This is a genomic window from Mycobacterium sp. (genome assembly GCF_049585075.1).
GTDB lineage: Bacteria > Actinomycetota > Actinomycetes > Mycobacteriales > Mycobacteriaceae > Mycobacterium.
Genome location: NZ_JBAUZA010000493.1, coordinates 1 through 13224 on the forward strand (window position 1 = coordinate 1; position 13224 = coordinate 13224).

Genomic DNA, 13224 nt, shown 5'->3' on the forward strand with positions numbered 1-13224 from the left:
AGGTAGGGGTGCGCCGGGCGCGGGGCCTCCGGGGAGTCGTCCCGGCAGCCTCGGCCGCGGGGCGGGCAACCGTTGCGGGCCCTGCGGCATCTCGCCGCTCTGCACTGGCAACGCATTGATCACCGGACGGATATACAACCGTGCGGTCTGCCCCAGGTTGCGCGCCTCGCTGCTGTCTTTGCCTGGAACGGTGATGACCAGGTTGTCGCCGTCGACAATGACTTCAGAACCCGAGACGCCCAGACCGTTGACGCGGTCGCTGATGATCTGCTGCGCCTGAGACAGCGCCTGCCGGGTCGGCCGCGAACCATCCGGGGTTCGTGCGGTCAACGTGACCCTGGTGCCGCCCTGCAGGTCGATGCCGAGCTTTGGCGCGGTCCGCTTGTCTCCGGTGAAGAATACCAGCAGGTAGACGCCGATGAGCAGCACCAGGAATACCGACAGGTAGCGGGCAGGGTGCACCGGCGCCGATGGCGATGCCACGTGTTGACTCTCCTCCGCTCATGTGCGATCCGCTCCCCGCGGGTCGGGCGTCGATCAATTCGACTGCACCCGCAAAGGGTACGTGGCGGGCCGCTGACCTTAGTCCTTGGGCAGTCGCTCCGGGTCGTCGGCGAAATCGTCGGCCACCGGGACTTCAGTGGCGTCGTCGTCCAGGATCTCCGGCTCGATGCGGTCCCTGACCGCGAGCTTCATCCAGGTGGTGACGACGCCGGGCGAGATCTCGAGGTCCACGTTGTCGTCAGTGATATGCCGGATAGTTCCCTGCAGCCCGGAGGTGGTGTGCACCCGGTCGCCGACCCGCAGCGACTCGTGCAGGTCGATGGTGGCTTGCATCGCACGCTTCTGCCGCCGAGAGGCGAAAAACATGAACGCGCCCAACACGATGAGCAGCGGTAAAAAGACAACCAATTGGTTCATGACGGCAACGATCTTTCCTGTTCGTCTGGGATTCGGTCACCAGTCTGCCACTACGTCGTCGGAGGTCGACCCGCCACGCGTCTTGACGCACGGCTAGCAGCGTGGGAGAACAGGCGATGTGGTGCGTATCGTCGACTCGGACCAGCACCTGTATGAGAGCGGTTCGCTGTGGGCCGACTTCATTGACCCGGCCGCGCGCGATGAAGCGCTGAGCCTGGTTGAAGACGAACTCGGCTACACCTGGCTGAGCTGGCGCGGCGGCCACCTTGCGCTGGCCGACGTCCATCTTCCCGGTAACACCGCGTCGTGCGGGGATCACCGCAAGCGCCAACGGGCCGGTGAACCCGCGTCGTATCGGTACGCCGATGCGTTACCCGCTGCGTACATCTCGCCCGCATCTCGCGTGCAATGGCTGGACGACGCCGGTCTGGATGAGGCGGTCGTGTTTCCCAACTACGGCCTGCTGTGGGAGCGCCGCCTCGCGTCATCGCTGGCCGCGCTGACCGCCAATATGACGGCGTGGAACCGCTGGTGCGCCGAGGTGCAGGTGCAGGGCCGAGGACGATTGCACCCGGTCGCACACCTCACGCTGCGCGACCCGGATTGGCTTGAGGCGCAACTAGATACGCTCGCGGCCGCCGGTGTCACGCTGGCCATGATCGGCGCCGGACCGGTGGAGGGCCGCGCGCTGTCGCATCCCGAGCATCACCGGATTTGGTCTGCGTTTGTCGACCACGCGATTACCCCGGTATTTCACGTCGCCGATCAGGTGCGGGTGTTCGACGATTGTTGGTATCCAGACGAGCCGGCCGACGAGCTGGTACCCGCGACCGAAGTGGTGTTTCTGTGGGTGCCGCCAGCATTGGCGTTGACGGACCTGATTTTGCACGGCGTGTTCGATCGCCATCCCCGGCTACGCTTCGGCGTCGTCGAGCTGAGCTCGTCCTGGGTACCGCAGTTTCTGCTGTTGCTAGACGGCGCCGCCGACTTCACCACCCAACTGAACGGCAAGCCGGTGGCCAAGCTATCCCGCCGACCGAGCGAGTACTTCCTCGACCATGTGCGCGTGTCGTCGTTCTCCTACGAGGATCCCAAGCGGCTGACCGAGATGACCGGCGACGTGTTCATGTTCTGCAGCGACTACCCGCATTCCGAGGGCACCGCGACGCCGCTCGACGACTACCGCCGGATGGGCTGCGAGGAGCCGGCGATGCCCGGCCTCTTCCACACCAACGTCGACGCGCTGCTTCATCATTGAGCGATGAATCTCAGCGAGGCGTTACGCACCACCGGGGCAGTTCGCGACTTCACCGACCAACCCGTCGACGATGCGGTGCTGGCCCGCGTGCTCGAGACCGCCCGCTTCGCGCCCAGCGGCGCCAACGCGCAGGCGTGGCGGGTCGTCGTGATCAAAGACGCCGAGCGGCGACGCCGGCTGCGGGATCTGTACCTGGAGGGCTCGCGGGACTATATGGCGTTAAGCGCCGCCGGCTTGCGGCCATGGGCGCCGACCAATGACCGCGAGGCCGAAGCGCGTGCGCTTGCCGCCGAAAACCCAGCGGCGCCAGGGGGTTTCGCCGAGCGATTCGATGAAGCGCCGGCGTTGCTCGCGGTGTTCGCCGACCTGGCGATGCTGGCGGCGGTGGACCGCGACGCTGACCGCTACACCTTCGCCGGCGGCGCCTCGATCTACCCGTTCGCGTGGAGCATTCTGTTGGCCGCTCATGACGAGGGCCTGGGCGGTGTGATCACGACCATCGCGATCCGCGAGGAGCAGCAGGTGAAGGCTTTGCTCGGGGCACCCGACCCGCTGGCCCTAGCCGCGGTGATTGCTTTGGGGTATCCGGTGCACCGGCCTCGTCGACTTCGCCGCGCGCCGGTCGCCTCGTTTGCTTCCGTCGATTCGATCGACGGCCCCGTTTTTGGCCCGCCCTGACGTATCCTGTACGGGAGGCTGACACATGAGGAAGTCTGTTCGCCTCCTAGCACCAATGGCCGCGATCGCGTTGATGCCGATGGGGGCTATGACGATGCCGACCGCGAGTTCGGCATGGTGCGACGACGGCCAATTTTGGAGCCCGCATTCCAGTGCATGCCAAGCGCTGCCATGTCCTTCCGGCTCATCGCTCATAGAGGAAGCCGGCGTGTGTCAATGCAACGTCGGGTTGCGTTACAACCCATCGCGGGACATGTGCCAGGTGCCGTTCATCCTCACTGCTCCGATCCTGGGTCGCTGAAACGCTCCTTTGCTACGGTCGAGTCAATCGACGCCGCAGCCTTTGGAGGCATGCAATGAAGAAATTCATTCGCTGTATGGCACCGGCTGCGGCGATGGCGTTGCTGCCGATGTCAGTTGTGACGATCGCGACGCCGGCGGTCAGCTCGGCGCAGTGCGACCCCGGCCAATATTGGGAGCCGTTCAGCAAAGCCTGCTTGCCGCTGGGCGTCGGGCCGACACCGCTGAATTGCGACCCCGGCCAATGGTGGGATCCGAGCGGGAACGTCTGCCGGCCGTTGGGCCAGGGGCCGACACCCCTGGGATGCGATCCCGGCCAGTACTGGGACCCGACTACCAACGTGTGCCGGCCACTCGGCGAAGGGCCTCCCGCCGGATAATTTCGGGTCGTGGCCGGGGCTTTACGCCGGATAGGCTGCTGACGTGTCCGCTGTCGAACAGAGTCGCCACCTCGCCACCGAAATCCCCGGTCCGGCATCGCAGGCGCTGACCAAGCGCCGAGCCGCGGCGATCTCGCACGGCGTCGGAAACACCATGCCGGTCTTCGCGGCCCGCGCTGCCGGCGGCATCGTCGAGGACGTCGACGGCAACCGGTTCATCGACTTGGGTTCGGGTATCGCGGTGACCACGATCGGCAATTCCGCACCCCGTGTCGTCGACGCGGTAGGCGCCCAGGTCGCCGACTTCACCCACACCTGCTTCATGGTGACGCCCTACGAGCAATACGTCGCCGTCGCCGAACATCTCAACCGGCTTACCCCCGGTTCCGGCGAGAAGCGTTCAGTGCTGTTCAACTCTGGCGCCGAGGCGGTGGAGAACGCCGTCAAGATCGCCCGCTCCTATACCGGCAAGCAGGCGGTGGTGGCGTTCGACCACGCCTACCACGGCCGCACCAACATGACCATGGCGCTGACCGCCAAGTCGATGCCGTACAAGAGCGGCTTCGGGCCATTCGCTCCGGAGATCTACCGGGCACCGCTGTCGTACCCGTTCCGCGACGGGCTGATCGACAAGGAACTGGCCACCGACGGCGAGTTGGCCGCGCAGCGCGCGATCGACGTCATCGCCAAACAGGTCGGCGCCGAGAACCTGGCCGCCGTCGTCATCGAGCCCATCCAGGGCGAAGGCGGCTTCATCGTCCCGGCGGAGGGGTTCCTGCCTGCGCTGCTGGACTGGTGTCGCAAGAACAACGTGGTCTTCGTCGCCGACGAGGTGCAGACCGGGATCGCGCGGACCGGGGCGTGGTTCGCCTGCGAGCACGAAGGCATCGAGCCCGACCTGATCTGCATCGCCAAGGGCATCGCCGACGGGCTGCCGCTGTCGGCGGTCACCGGCCGCGCCGAGATCATGGACGCCCCGCACTCCAGCGGCGTCGGCGGCACCTTCGGCGGCAACCCGGTTGCCTGCGCCGCGGCTCTGGCCACCATCGAGACCATCGAGGCCGACGGGCTGCTTGACCGGGCCCGCCAGATCGAACGGCTGATGAAGGACCGGCTGCTCGCACTGCAGGCCGCCGACGATCGGATCGGCGACGTGCGTGGCCGCGGCGCGATGATCCCCGTCGAGTTTGTCAAACGCGACACCGCCGAGCCGGACGCCGCGTTGACCAACGCGGTGGCCAACGGCGCCATCGCCGACGGCGTCATCGTGTTGACGGCGGGCACCTTCGGCAACGTCGTGCGGTTCCTGCCGCCGCTGACGATCAGCGACGAACTACTCAGCGAGGGGCTGCATGTGGTGGCCGAGGCGCTCGCGGCCTGTAACTAGTCCCACGTGCCACATGCGTCGCTGCGTCGGCCGGTGCTGCCGATGTGCCCGCCTCTCAGCGACAACCGGCCCGGTCACGCAACGCCATGACGCGGGTATGAATCCGGTGCTCGGTGCCACGCGGCATCGAACCGGGCCCATACTGTCCCCGTCCCAGCCGGCGCACTCGGCCGTAGCCCATCTCCCACCGCAACGCATCCGAAATGGACTTCGACGCCCGCCCGCACACAGCGAACCCGTGCCACGCGAGGGCGTCCGTCAGCTGGGGAATGGTCGCCGGGCCGTGACGGAACAATTCCATTGTCAGTGCGTAACGAAGCTCAATTCCGCGGAGCTGCAGCGCTTTATTCATCAGCAGACCGTCGCACCCCCGTCTGACAACCGATTGGGTGTCGCTGAGAGGCGGGCACATCGGCGACACCGGCCGACGCAGTGACGCATGTGACAATGGAATATCTCCGCAGACTCTTTCGGGAATATCGTTACCTTTGCTAACGTAGTAGTCCTTAGATGCAGCGTGGCATCCTCCTAGATTTCCCAATTCGCAAGTTCCGAGGTTTCCTTATGTCGATTGATCCCCAGGAGTTGGCCGCCAACGACCCGCAGTTCGCCGCCGCAGCACCTGATCAGGCTGTCGCCGCCGCTATCGAAAAGGCCGCGCCGAGACTCCCGCAGGTGGTCAAGGCTGTGCTCGACGGCTACTCGGACCGGCCGGCGCTGGGTCAACGCGCCGTCGAGCTGGTCAAGGATCCGCAGACCGGACGCACGTCAGCCACGCTGCTCCCCTGGTTCGACACCGTCACCTACGGTGAGCTGGCCGACCGCGTCGACGCAGTGTCCCGTGCGCTGAGCGACGGGGTCGTGGCCGCCGGTGACCGGGTGTGCGTGCTCGGTTTCACCAGCGTCGACTACACCACCATCGACATCGCGCTGGGCCGTATCGGCGCAGTGTCGGTTCCGCTGCAGACCAGCGCGGCGATCGCGCAGCTGCTGCCGATCGTCACCGAGACCCAGCCCACGGTGCTCGCCGCCAGCGTCGACTACCTATCTGACGCGGTCGACCTGCTTCTTGCCGCCGCCGACGCCGGCCACACCCCCGGACGGCTGGTCATCTTCGACTACCGCACCGAGGTCGACGACCACCGCGAGGCGCTGCAGAGCGCCCACGAGCGGCTGACCGACATCGGGCTGACCATCGAGACGCTGAACGAGGTTCGCGAGCGCGGCGCCGGGTTGCCCGCAGTGCCGGCATTCGAGGGCGACGACGACCCGTTGGCGCTGCTGATCTACACCTCGGGCAGCACCGGTGCACCCAAGGGCGCCATCTACCCGCAGAGCAACGTCGCGAAAATGTGGAACCGCTCGACCAAGAACTGGTTCGGGCCGAGCGCCGCATCGATCACGGTCAACTTCATGCCAATGAGCCACGTGATGGGCCGCGGCATCCTGTACGGCACGCTCGGCAACGGCGGCACCGCCTACTTCGCCGCCAAGAGCGATCTGTCGACGCTGCTGGAGGACCTTCGTCTGGTGCGGCCCACCGAGTTGAACTTCGTCCCGCGCATCTGGGAGATGTTGTACAGCGAGTACCAAAGTGAAGTGGGCCGGCGGATAGCCGAGGGCGCCGACCGCGAGACCGTCGAGACCCAGGTGCTGGTCGAGCAGCGCCAGGAGCTGCTTGGCGGGCGCTACATCTTCGCGATGACCGGCTCGGCTCCGACCTCTCCTGAGCTGCGGACCTGGGTCGAGTCGCTGCTGGAGATGCATCTGCTGGACGGCTACGGCTCCACCGAGGCCGGAATGGTCTTGTTCGACGGGGAAATTCAGCGTCCGCCGGTTGTCGACTACAAACTCGTCGACGTTCCGGATCTCGGCTACTTCAGCACCGACCGGCCCCATCCGCGCGGTGAGCTGCTGCTGCGGACCCAGAACATGTTCCCCGGCTACTACAAGCGCGCCGAAACCACCGCCAACGTCTTCGACGCCGACGGGTACTACCGCACCGGCGACGTCTTCGCCGAGGTCGGCCCCGACCGGCTGGTCTACGTGGACCGCCGCAACAACGTTTTGAAGCTCGCGCAGGGCGAGTTCGTCACGCTGGCCAAGCTGGAGGCGGTGTTCGGCAACAGCCCGCTGGTCCGCCAGATCTACGTCTACGGCAACAGCGCGCAGCCCTACCTGCTGGCGGTCGTGGTGCCCGCGGACGTCAACGCGTCGAAGTCAGCGATCGCCGAGTCGCTGCAAAGCGTTGCCCGGCAAGCCAATTTGCAGTCCTATGAGGTGCCGCGCGACTTCATCATCGAGACCACTCCGTTCACCCTGGAGAACGGTCTGCTGACCGGGATTCGCAAGCTCGCGTGGCCGAAGCTGAAGCAGCACTACGGCGAGCGCCTCGAACAGCTCTACGCCGACTTGGCTCAAGGCCAAGCCAACGAGTTGGCCGAACTGCGCCGCAGCGGCGCCGACGCGCCCGTGCTGCAGACCGTCAGCCGTGCCGCGGCCGCCATGCTCGGCACGGCGACCAGCGATCTGACACCCGATGCCCACTTCACCGATCTGGGCGGAGACTCGTTGTCCGCGTTGACATTCGGCAACCTGCTACACGAGATCTTCGCCGTCGATGTGCCGGTGGGCGTGATCGTCAGCCCGGCCAACGACCTGCAGGCCATCGCCGACTACATCGAGCGCGAGCGACAAGGCACCAAACGGCCGTCGTTTGCGAGCGTGCACGGCCGCGGCGCGGTCGAGGTGCATGCCGCCGACCTCACATTGGACAAGTTCCTCGACGCCGGCACGCTGGCCGCCGCGCCGAACCTGCCCGGACCGAGCTCCGAGGTTCGGACCGTGCTGCTGACCGGCGCGACCGGCTTCCTGGGCCGCTACCTGGCGCTGGAGTGGCTGGAGCGGATGGACTTGGTCGACGGCAGGGTGATCGCCCTGGTGCGTGCCCGCTCCGACGAAGAGGCACGGGCCCGCTTGGACAAGACGTTCGACAGCGGCGACCCGAAACTGCTGGCGCACTACCGCGAATTGGCCGCCGACCACTTGGAGGTCATCGCCGGCGACAAGGGCGAGGCCAACCTTGGCCTGGATGCGGCGACATGGCAACGACTGGCCGACACCGTCGACCTGATCGTCGACCCGGCGGCGTTGGTCAACCACGTGCTGCCCTACAGCGAGCTGTTCGGACCGAACGCGCTTGGCACCGCCGAGCTGATCCGCATCGCGTTGACGACCAAGATCAAGCCGTATAGCTACGTGTCGACGATCGGGGTCGGCGACCAGATCGAGCCGGGCAAGTTCACCGAAGACGCCGACGTTCGCGTCATGAGTGCCGCCCGCGCGGTCAACGACAACTACGCCAACGGCTACGGCAACAGCAAGTGGGCAGGCGAGGTGTTACTGCGTGAGGCGCATGATCTGGCCGGGCTGCCGGTGGCGGTGTTCCGCTGCGACATGATCCTGGCCGACACCACATACGCCGGTCAGCTCAACCTTCCGGACATGTTCACCCGGATGATGCTCAGCCTGGTCGCCACCGGTATCGCGCCTGGCTCGTTCTACGAGCTGGATAGCGACGGGCACCGGCAGCGCTCCCACTACGACGGCTTGCCGGTCGAGTTCATCGCCGAGGCGATCTCGACCCTGGGCGCGCAGAACCTGGACAGCGCTGCGACGTTTCAGACCTACCACGTGATGAACCCCTACGACGACGGCATCGGGATGGACGAATACGTCGGTTGGCTGATTGAGGCCGGCTACCCGATCCACCGGGTCGACGATTACCGCGAATGGGTGCAGCGATTCGAGACGGCGCTGCGGGCGCTGCCGGACAAGCAGCGACAGGCCTCGCTGCTGCCACTGCTGCACAACTACCAGCGGCCATCAGTGGCGATCAACGGGTCGATCGCTCCGACCGACCGGTTCCGCGCGGCGGTGCAAGAGGCGAAAATCGGTCCGGACAAAGACATTCCGCATGTCTCGGCGCCGATCATCGTCAAGTACGCCACCGACCTGCAGGTGCTCGGACTGCTCTAGAGTCCACACGCTGAGACCGATCGCCACCCCTCGGCGGCGATCGGTCTCACGGCGTCAAGCTCAGTGGCTGGCTGCGCTGCTGTGTCGGCGGCGGCGGAACAAGCCGCTCTTTTCCTCCCGGTGCGCGTGCGGCGCCGCGTCGGTCGGGGCGTCTGGAGCTACCACCGGTGCCGCTGCCGGTGCTGCGTAAGCAGACGAAGTGTCCGCCTCCGCCACCGGCTCATTCGCCAGTTCGTATTCCAGGTCACGCGCCGTCCGGACCGACATCCGCGCCAAGGCCGCTGCGCCGAGGAAGACGATCAGCGCGCCCAGGCCGGAGAAGTAAACGATCTCGAGCAGAGCCCGCTTGGCGTCCGTCGCGCCGATCGGCTGACCGGCGCTGCCGATCCGCAATGTCGGCGCCAGCGTGCGACCGACGACGAACCAGGCACCGGCGATCACGGCCAACCAGCCGCCAAGCATCGCTGTGGCGCGGTTTCCCGAGATCAGCAGCAAAATGCCACCCGCCACGCTGACGGCGCCGGGGAATACCTCGAGCCAGCCGCGCGCCGTGTTCCACGCCCAGACCTGGTCCGGGGTGTAAGCGAAATGGAAATAGGGCCCGACGAATGGGACCAACGCCCCCCACACGCCGAGAATAATCAGAAGCAGTCCGCTTACCGCGCCACGGCTGCGCGGCATATGCAGGCTGCCGAAACCCGACCGCGAGTCAGTCATTACGAGTCTCCTCAAACAGTTGGACACCGGGGGTGTTGAACGCGTGCTGAGTACCCATTTGCGCCGGCGACGTAACGCTGGGCCACCAGCGCGGGTGCCACGCTAGCCCAGCGGGCGGCGGTGCGCCACGGCGCTGCGGAGCCGCGGAACCGGCCAGCAACCACGACGCCAACATGAACCAAACGCCGCGACTTCGGCGTCTTCTCGAGACACGCCGCGGGGATCGCAGGATTAGCAACGGCCCTATTGGTTTGGATCGGCTTGGATTATTACGACGTGAGGAGGCCGACCACGAGAAGGACTATCGCGATGAGCGGAAAGACGCCCTGGGTCAGCGCGGCTCGCGCTTTGTCCGGTGACGACACCAGCAGCACGACGGCCGCGGAAGCCATGGATCCGACGCCGGCGAATACGAGTGCAGCTCCGATGCCGTTGTGCCCCAATGCAATTGCGGTAATTCCGACCGCGGTGACGATCGCCAGGAAAAGGTTGTAGAAGCCTTGGTTGAACGCGAGCAGCTTGGTCGTCTCGGCTTCCTCTGCCGTGGTGCCGAACGTGGCGCGGCTGCGCCGACTGGTCCAGGTCAGCGATTCCATCGTGAAGATGTAGACGTGCAGCAACGCGGCCAGTGCCGCGAATACCAATGCGGCGGTGATCATCGCGCCCTCTTGTCCCGAGCGACGGCTTCCATCAGCCGTCTGGCGTTCTCCGGAGAGCACAGCAAGTAAACAGTCTCTTGCCACGAGTCGTAGTCGTCTGCCGACATAAGTACCGCATCCCCGGCCCGAGAGGTGATGCGCACGGGCTGGTGGTCAGTGTTGACTTGTTCCAAGAGCGGAAACAGCCGCTGCCTCGCCTCACTTGCGCTAATGCTCATCGCACACTCCCTAGTGCAGCCGCCATGGGGCCGAATGATCAATCGGCGAGCCGTACGGGCAGTTGTTCGACGATAACCCCGATAGCCTCATAGGTTGACCTTGCCCGCGCATCCCTCGTCGCAAGAGGGACACTGTGCTCACGAGCCGCCAACGCGACCAGCGCGTCGTAGGTCGCGCCACCTGTCACACCCTTGCCGGCGCACTCCCGATGGCACAACCGGGCGGCGCGAGCCGAAAGCATGAGCGGTTGGGCGAAGTTCTCGTCGATGAGACTGACCGCATCCGGCGCCGACACGCGGGCATCGCCAGGCAGCCGCGTCAACACCGCATACGTCTCTGCCAAGCTGTGACCACTCAGGCACAGTGTCCGATCTCGAGCCCACGCGGCAACCTGCGCATGATATTCATGGCCGACAACCAATAGCGATACGGCGACGCTAGTATCGACCGCCACCACATCCACAGCGGTCAACGTCGCCCCGCGTCGATGAGTCCGAACATCACCTCATCGGTGACCACGGTGTCGCTACGAGCAACCAGCCGGCCGGTCTCATCGCGTTCAAGTCTCGCGGTGCGGCCACCGGGCGTCACCTGCACCCCATTGCCGTACTGCGAAATATCGACCACCGTTCCCGGTGTAAGACCCAACGCATCGCGCAGCGCCTTGGGCACCACAATTCGGCCCACGGAATCAATGACAGCCTCCATTGGGACCATGGTACCAATGGAATCCCAGTCGGCAGTGTCGCCGCGCCGACCTACTCGAATAGTCCCGGTTGACCCAATCCGCTGGCCCTCGGCGGCGGTGTCATCCCGAGGTGGGTCCAGGCCTGCGGAGTTGCGACCCGGCCGCGCGGCGTGCGCGCAATCATGCCGGCCCGCACCAGAAACGGCTCACACACCTCTTCGACAGTGGTGGCCTCCTCTCCCACCGCCACCGCAAGCGTCGAGACTCCCACCGGGCCGCCGCCGAAGCTGCGGGTCAGCGCCGACAGCACGGCCCGGTCCAGCCGGTCCAGGCCGAGCTCGTCGACGTCGTAGACCTCCAGCGCCGCCTTTGCCACATCGCGGGTGATGACGCCGTCGGCGCGCACCTCGGCGTAGTCGCGCACGCGGCGCAGCAAACGGTTGGCGATGCGCGGGGTGCCCCGCGAGCGGCGGGCGATCTCCGCTCCGGCGTCGGCTCCGACTTCGATGCCGAGTATCCCCGCGGAGCGGGTCAGCACCCGCTCCAGCTCGCTCGGCTCGTAGAAATCCATGTGCGCGGTGAACCCGAACCGGTCGCGCAGCGGGCCGGTCAATGCGCCGGAGCGGGTAGTCGCGCCGACCAATGTGAACGGCGCTACCTCCAGCGGAATCGACGTTGCCCCAGGGCCTTTGCCGACGATCACGTCGACGCGGAAATCCTCCATCGCGAGGTAGAGCATCTCCTCGGCAGGCCGGGCGATGCGGTGAATCTCGTCGATGAACAGCACGTCATGCTCGACGAGGTTGGACAGCATCGCCGCCAGGTCCCCGGCGCGTTCGAGCGCCGGCCCGGAGGTCACCCGCAGCGCCGAGCCCAGCTCGGCGGCGATGATCATCGCCAGCGACGTCTTGCCCAGCCCCGGCGGGCCCGACAACAATATGTGATCTGGTGTGCCGCCGCGGTTTTTGGCACCTTCGATGACCAGCTGCAGCTGCTCGCGCACCCGCGGTTGGCCGATGAATTCCCGCAGCGAGCGCGGCCGCAGGCTGGCGTCGATGTCGCCTTCACCGACCGTCAGGGCGGCCGAGACCTCGCGGTCCTCGACGTCGTCGTCTTCGTCGAACCGGCTCACTTCGTCTTCCCCAGCAGCGAGAGTGCCGAGCGCAGGGCCGTCGAGGTGCTGGCCCCATCATCGCCGGCCAAGACTTTGTCGGTGGCCTCCTCGGCCTGCTTGGCCGCAAAGCCAAGTCCGACAAGGGCTTCCACGACCGGACTCCTCACGGAGTGGCCGTTGACGGCCGTCGCTGCCGGTAAGGCGCCCATCTTGTCACGCAGTTCGAGCACCAGGCGCTCGGCACCGCGCTTGCCGATGCCCGGCACCCGGGTCAGCGCCGTGATGTCACCATCGGCGAGAGCCTGGCGCAGCGCCTGCGCGTCGTAGACGGCCAGCGTTGCTAGCGCGATTTTAGGCCCGATGCCGGAGACGCCCAGCAAAGTCAGGAACAGGTCGCGGGCGTCGCCGTCGGGAAAGCCGTAGAGCGTCATCGAATCTTCGCGGACGATCATTGCGATGATCAGCCGGGCCTCGCTGCCCCGGTGCAGCGTCGCCAGCGTCGACGGGGTGGCCATTACCTTGTAGCCCACGCCGGCCGCCTCGAGGACGACGTGGTCCAACGCGATGTCGAGCACTTCTCCGCGCACCGAAGCGATCATGTTGCGGCCCTCACTTTCGCGACTTTCGCGGCGAATTTCTTGCGCTGCTCGGCGGCCTTAGCTTCCGCTTCAGCCAGCCGGGCGATCATCGGGGCACGCCAACAGTGACAGATCGCCAGCGCCAAGGCATCCGCCGCGTCAGCTGGAGTCGGTTTGGCTTGCAGCCCAAGGATTTTGGTGACCATCGCGGTGACCTGTGCCTTACCGGCGGCGCCATTGCCGGTAACCGCGGCTTTGACCTCGCTGGGCGTGTGGAAGTGCACGTC

15 protein-coding genes and 1 pseudogene are annotated in these 13224 nt (G+C 66.2%); 5 read left to right on the top strand and 11 right to left on the bottom strand.

Annotated features, from left to right (window positions below):
* Nucleotides 1-483: pseudogene (locus tag WB785_RS23115) on the bottom strand (protein translocase subunit SecD); the annotation flags it as partial.
* Nucleotides 484-582: 99 nt separating this feature from the next.
* Nucleotides 583-921, bottom strand: coding sequence for a preprotein translocase subunit YajC (yajC, locus tag WB785_RS23120; RefSeq protein WP_424082176.1), 339 nt, complete (start codon nucleotides 919-921; stop codon nucleotides 583-585).
* A gap of 121 nt (nucleotides 922-1042) precedes the next feature.
* Between yajC and WB785_RS23125 the strand changes: the two genes are divergently transcribed.
* The 4 genes from WB785_RS23125 (at nucleotide 1043) to gabT (ending at nucleotide 4924) form a co-directional block, all read left to right on the top strand.
* A complete protein-coding gene (locus WB785_RS23125; protein ID WP_424082178.1) occupies nucleotides 1043-2179 on the top strand; it encodes an amidohydrolase family protein in 1137 nt (378 codons plus the stop codon).
* Nucleotides 2180-2182: 3 nt separating this feature from the next.
* Complete coding sequence (locus WB785_RS23130; RefSeq protein ID WP_424082180.1) at nucleotides 2183-2857, top strand: nitroreductase family protein; 675 nt, start codon at nucleotides 2183-2185, stop codon at nucleotides 2855-2857.
* A gap of 356 nt (nucleotides 2858-3213) precedes the next feature.
* Entirely contained in the window at nucleotides 3214-3537 is a 324-nt protein-coding gene (locus WB785_RS23135; RefSeq protein ID WP_424082182.1) for a hypothetical protein, read from the top strand.
* Between the two features lie 43 nt (nucleotides 3538-3580).
* Nucleotides 3581-4924: a 4-aminobutyrate--2-oxoglutarate transaminase gene (gene gabT / locus WB785_RS23140; protein WP_424082184.1), complete on the top strand. Its 1344-nt coding sequence runs from the start codon at nucleotides 3581-3583 to the stop codon at nucleotides 4922-4924.
* A gap of 55 nt (nucleotides 4925-4979) precedes the next feature.
* Here gabT and WB785_RS23145 read toward each other — a convergent pair whose 3' ends face one another.
* A complete protein-coding gene (locus tag WB785_RS23145) occupies nucleotides 4980-5276 on the bottom strand; it encodes a hypothetical protein (protein WP_424082185.1) in 297 nt (98 codons plus the stop codon).
* A 212-nt stretch (nucleotides 5277-5488) separates the two neighbouring features.
* On the opposite strand from WB785_RS23145, the gene car reads away from it, so the two are divergent.
* On the top strand, nucleotides 5489-8962 hold the full coding sequence (car, locus tag WB785_RS23150) for a carboxylic acid reductase (RefSeq protein ID WP_424082187.1): 3474 nt from the start codon (nucleotides 5489-5491) through the stop codon (nucleotides 8960-8962).
* 60 nt (nucleotides 8963-9022) lie between these two features.
* On the opposite strand, the gene WB785_RS23155 is transcribed toward car, so the two are convergent.
* The 8 genes from WB785_RS23155 to WB785_RS23190 form a co-directional block, all read right to left on the bottom strand.
* Nucleotides 9023-9679, bottom strand: coding sequence for a hypothetical protein (locus WB785_RS23155; protein WP_424082189.1), 657 nt, complete (start codon nucleotides 9677-9679; stop codon nucleotides 9023-9025).
* A gap of 269 nt (nucleotides 9680-9948) precedes the next feature.
* A complete protein-coding gene (locus WB785_RS23160) occupies nucleotides 9949-10338 on the bottom strand; it encodes a DUF1304 domain-containing protein (protein WP_424082191.1) in 390 nt (129 codons plus the stop codon).
* The gene (locus WB785_RS23165) at nucleotides 10335-10556 is read right to left on the bottom strand and encodes a type II toxin-antitoxin system Phd/YefM family antitoxin (protein WP_424082193.1); all 222 of its coding nucleotides are present in this window, start codon (nucleotides 10554-10556) and stop codon (nucleotides 10335-10337) included. The genes WB785_RS23160 and WB785_RS23165 overlap by 4 nt, the downstream gene beginning before the upstream one ends.
* A 38-nt stretch (nucleotides 10557-10594) precedes the next feature.
* The gene (locus tag WB785_RS23170; protein ID WP_424082201.1) at nucleotides 10595-11020 is read right to left on the bottom strand and encodes a type II toxin-antitoxin system VapC family toxin; all 426 of its coding nucleotides are present in this window, start codon (nucleotides 11018-11020) and stop codon (nucleotides 10595-10597) included.
* A gap of 5 nt (nucleotides 11021-11025) precedes the next feature.
* On the bottom strand, nucleotides 11026-11265 hold the full coding sequence (locus WB785_RS23175) for an AbrB/MazE/SpoVT family DNA-binding domain-containing protein (protein WP_422223812.1): 240 nt from the start codon (nucleotides 11263-11265) through the stop codon (nucleotides 11026-11028).
* A gap of 50 nt (nucleotides 11266-11315) precedes the next feature.
* Complete coding sequence (gene ruvB, locus WB785_RS23180; RefSeq protein ID WP_424082195.1) at nucleotides 11316-12377, bottom strand: Holliday junction branch migration DNA helicase RuvB; 1062 nt, start codon at nucleotides 12375-12377, stop codon at nucleotides 11316-11318.
* On the bottom strand, nucleotides 12374-12958 hold the full coding sequence (gene ruvA, locus WB785_RS23185; RefSeq protein ID WP_424082197.1) for a Holliday junction branch migration protein RuvA: 585 nt from the start codon (nucleotides 12956-12958) through the stop codon (nucleotides 12374-12376). The genes ruvB and ruvA overlap by 4 nt, the downstream gene beginning before the upstream one ends.
* Nucleotides 12955-13224, bottom strand: a 270-nt coding sequence (locus WB785_RS23190; protein WP_424082199.1) for a crossover junction endodeoxyribonuclease RuvC, incomplete at its 5' end; no start/stop codon positions are given. The genes WB785_RS23190 and ruvA, both read right to left, overlap by 4 nt.

Bases quoted from the DNA above. Each gene is read 5' to 3' on its own strand.
- yajC (WP_424082176.1), bottom strand. From the start codon at position 921: ATGAACCAATTGGTTGTCTTTTTACCGCTGCTCATCGTGTTGGGCGCG.
- WB785_RS23130 (WP_424082180.1), top strand. From the start codon at position 2,183: ATGAATCTCAGCGAGGCGTTACGCACCACCGGGGCAGTTCGCGACTTC.
- WB785_RS23135 (WP_424082182.1), top strand. From the start codon at position 3,214: ATGAAGAAATTCATTCGCTGTATGGCACCGGCTGCGGCGATGGCGTTG.
- WB785_RS23145 (WP_424082185.1), bottom strand. From the start codon at position 5,276: ATGAATAAAGCGCTGCAGCTCCGCGGAATTGAGCTTCGTTACGCACTG.
- car (WP_424082187.1), top strand. From the start codon at position 5,489: ATGTCGATTGATCCCCAGGAGTTGGCCGCCAACGACCCGCAGTTCGCC.
- WB785_RS23155 (WP_424082189.1), bottom strand. From the start codon at position 9,679: ATGACTGACTCGCGGTCGGGTTTCGGCAGCCTGCATATGCCGCGCAGC.
- WB785_RS23160 (WP_424082191.1), bottom strand. From the start codon at position 10,338: ATGATCACCGCCGCATTGGTATTCGCGGCACTGGCCGCGTTGCTGCAC.
- WB785_RS23165 (WP_424082193.1), bottom strand. From the start codon at position 10,556: ATGAGCATTAGCGCAAGTGAGGCGAGGCAGCGGCTGTTTCCGCTCTTG.
- WB785_RS23175 (WP_422223812.1), bottom strand. From the start codon at position 11,265: ATGGAGGCTGTCATTGATTCCGTGGGCCGAATTGTGGTGCCCAAGGCG.
- ruvA (WP_424082197.1), bottom strand. From the start codon at position 12,958: ATGATCGCTTCGGTGCGCGGAGAAGTGCTCGACATCGCGTTGGACCAC.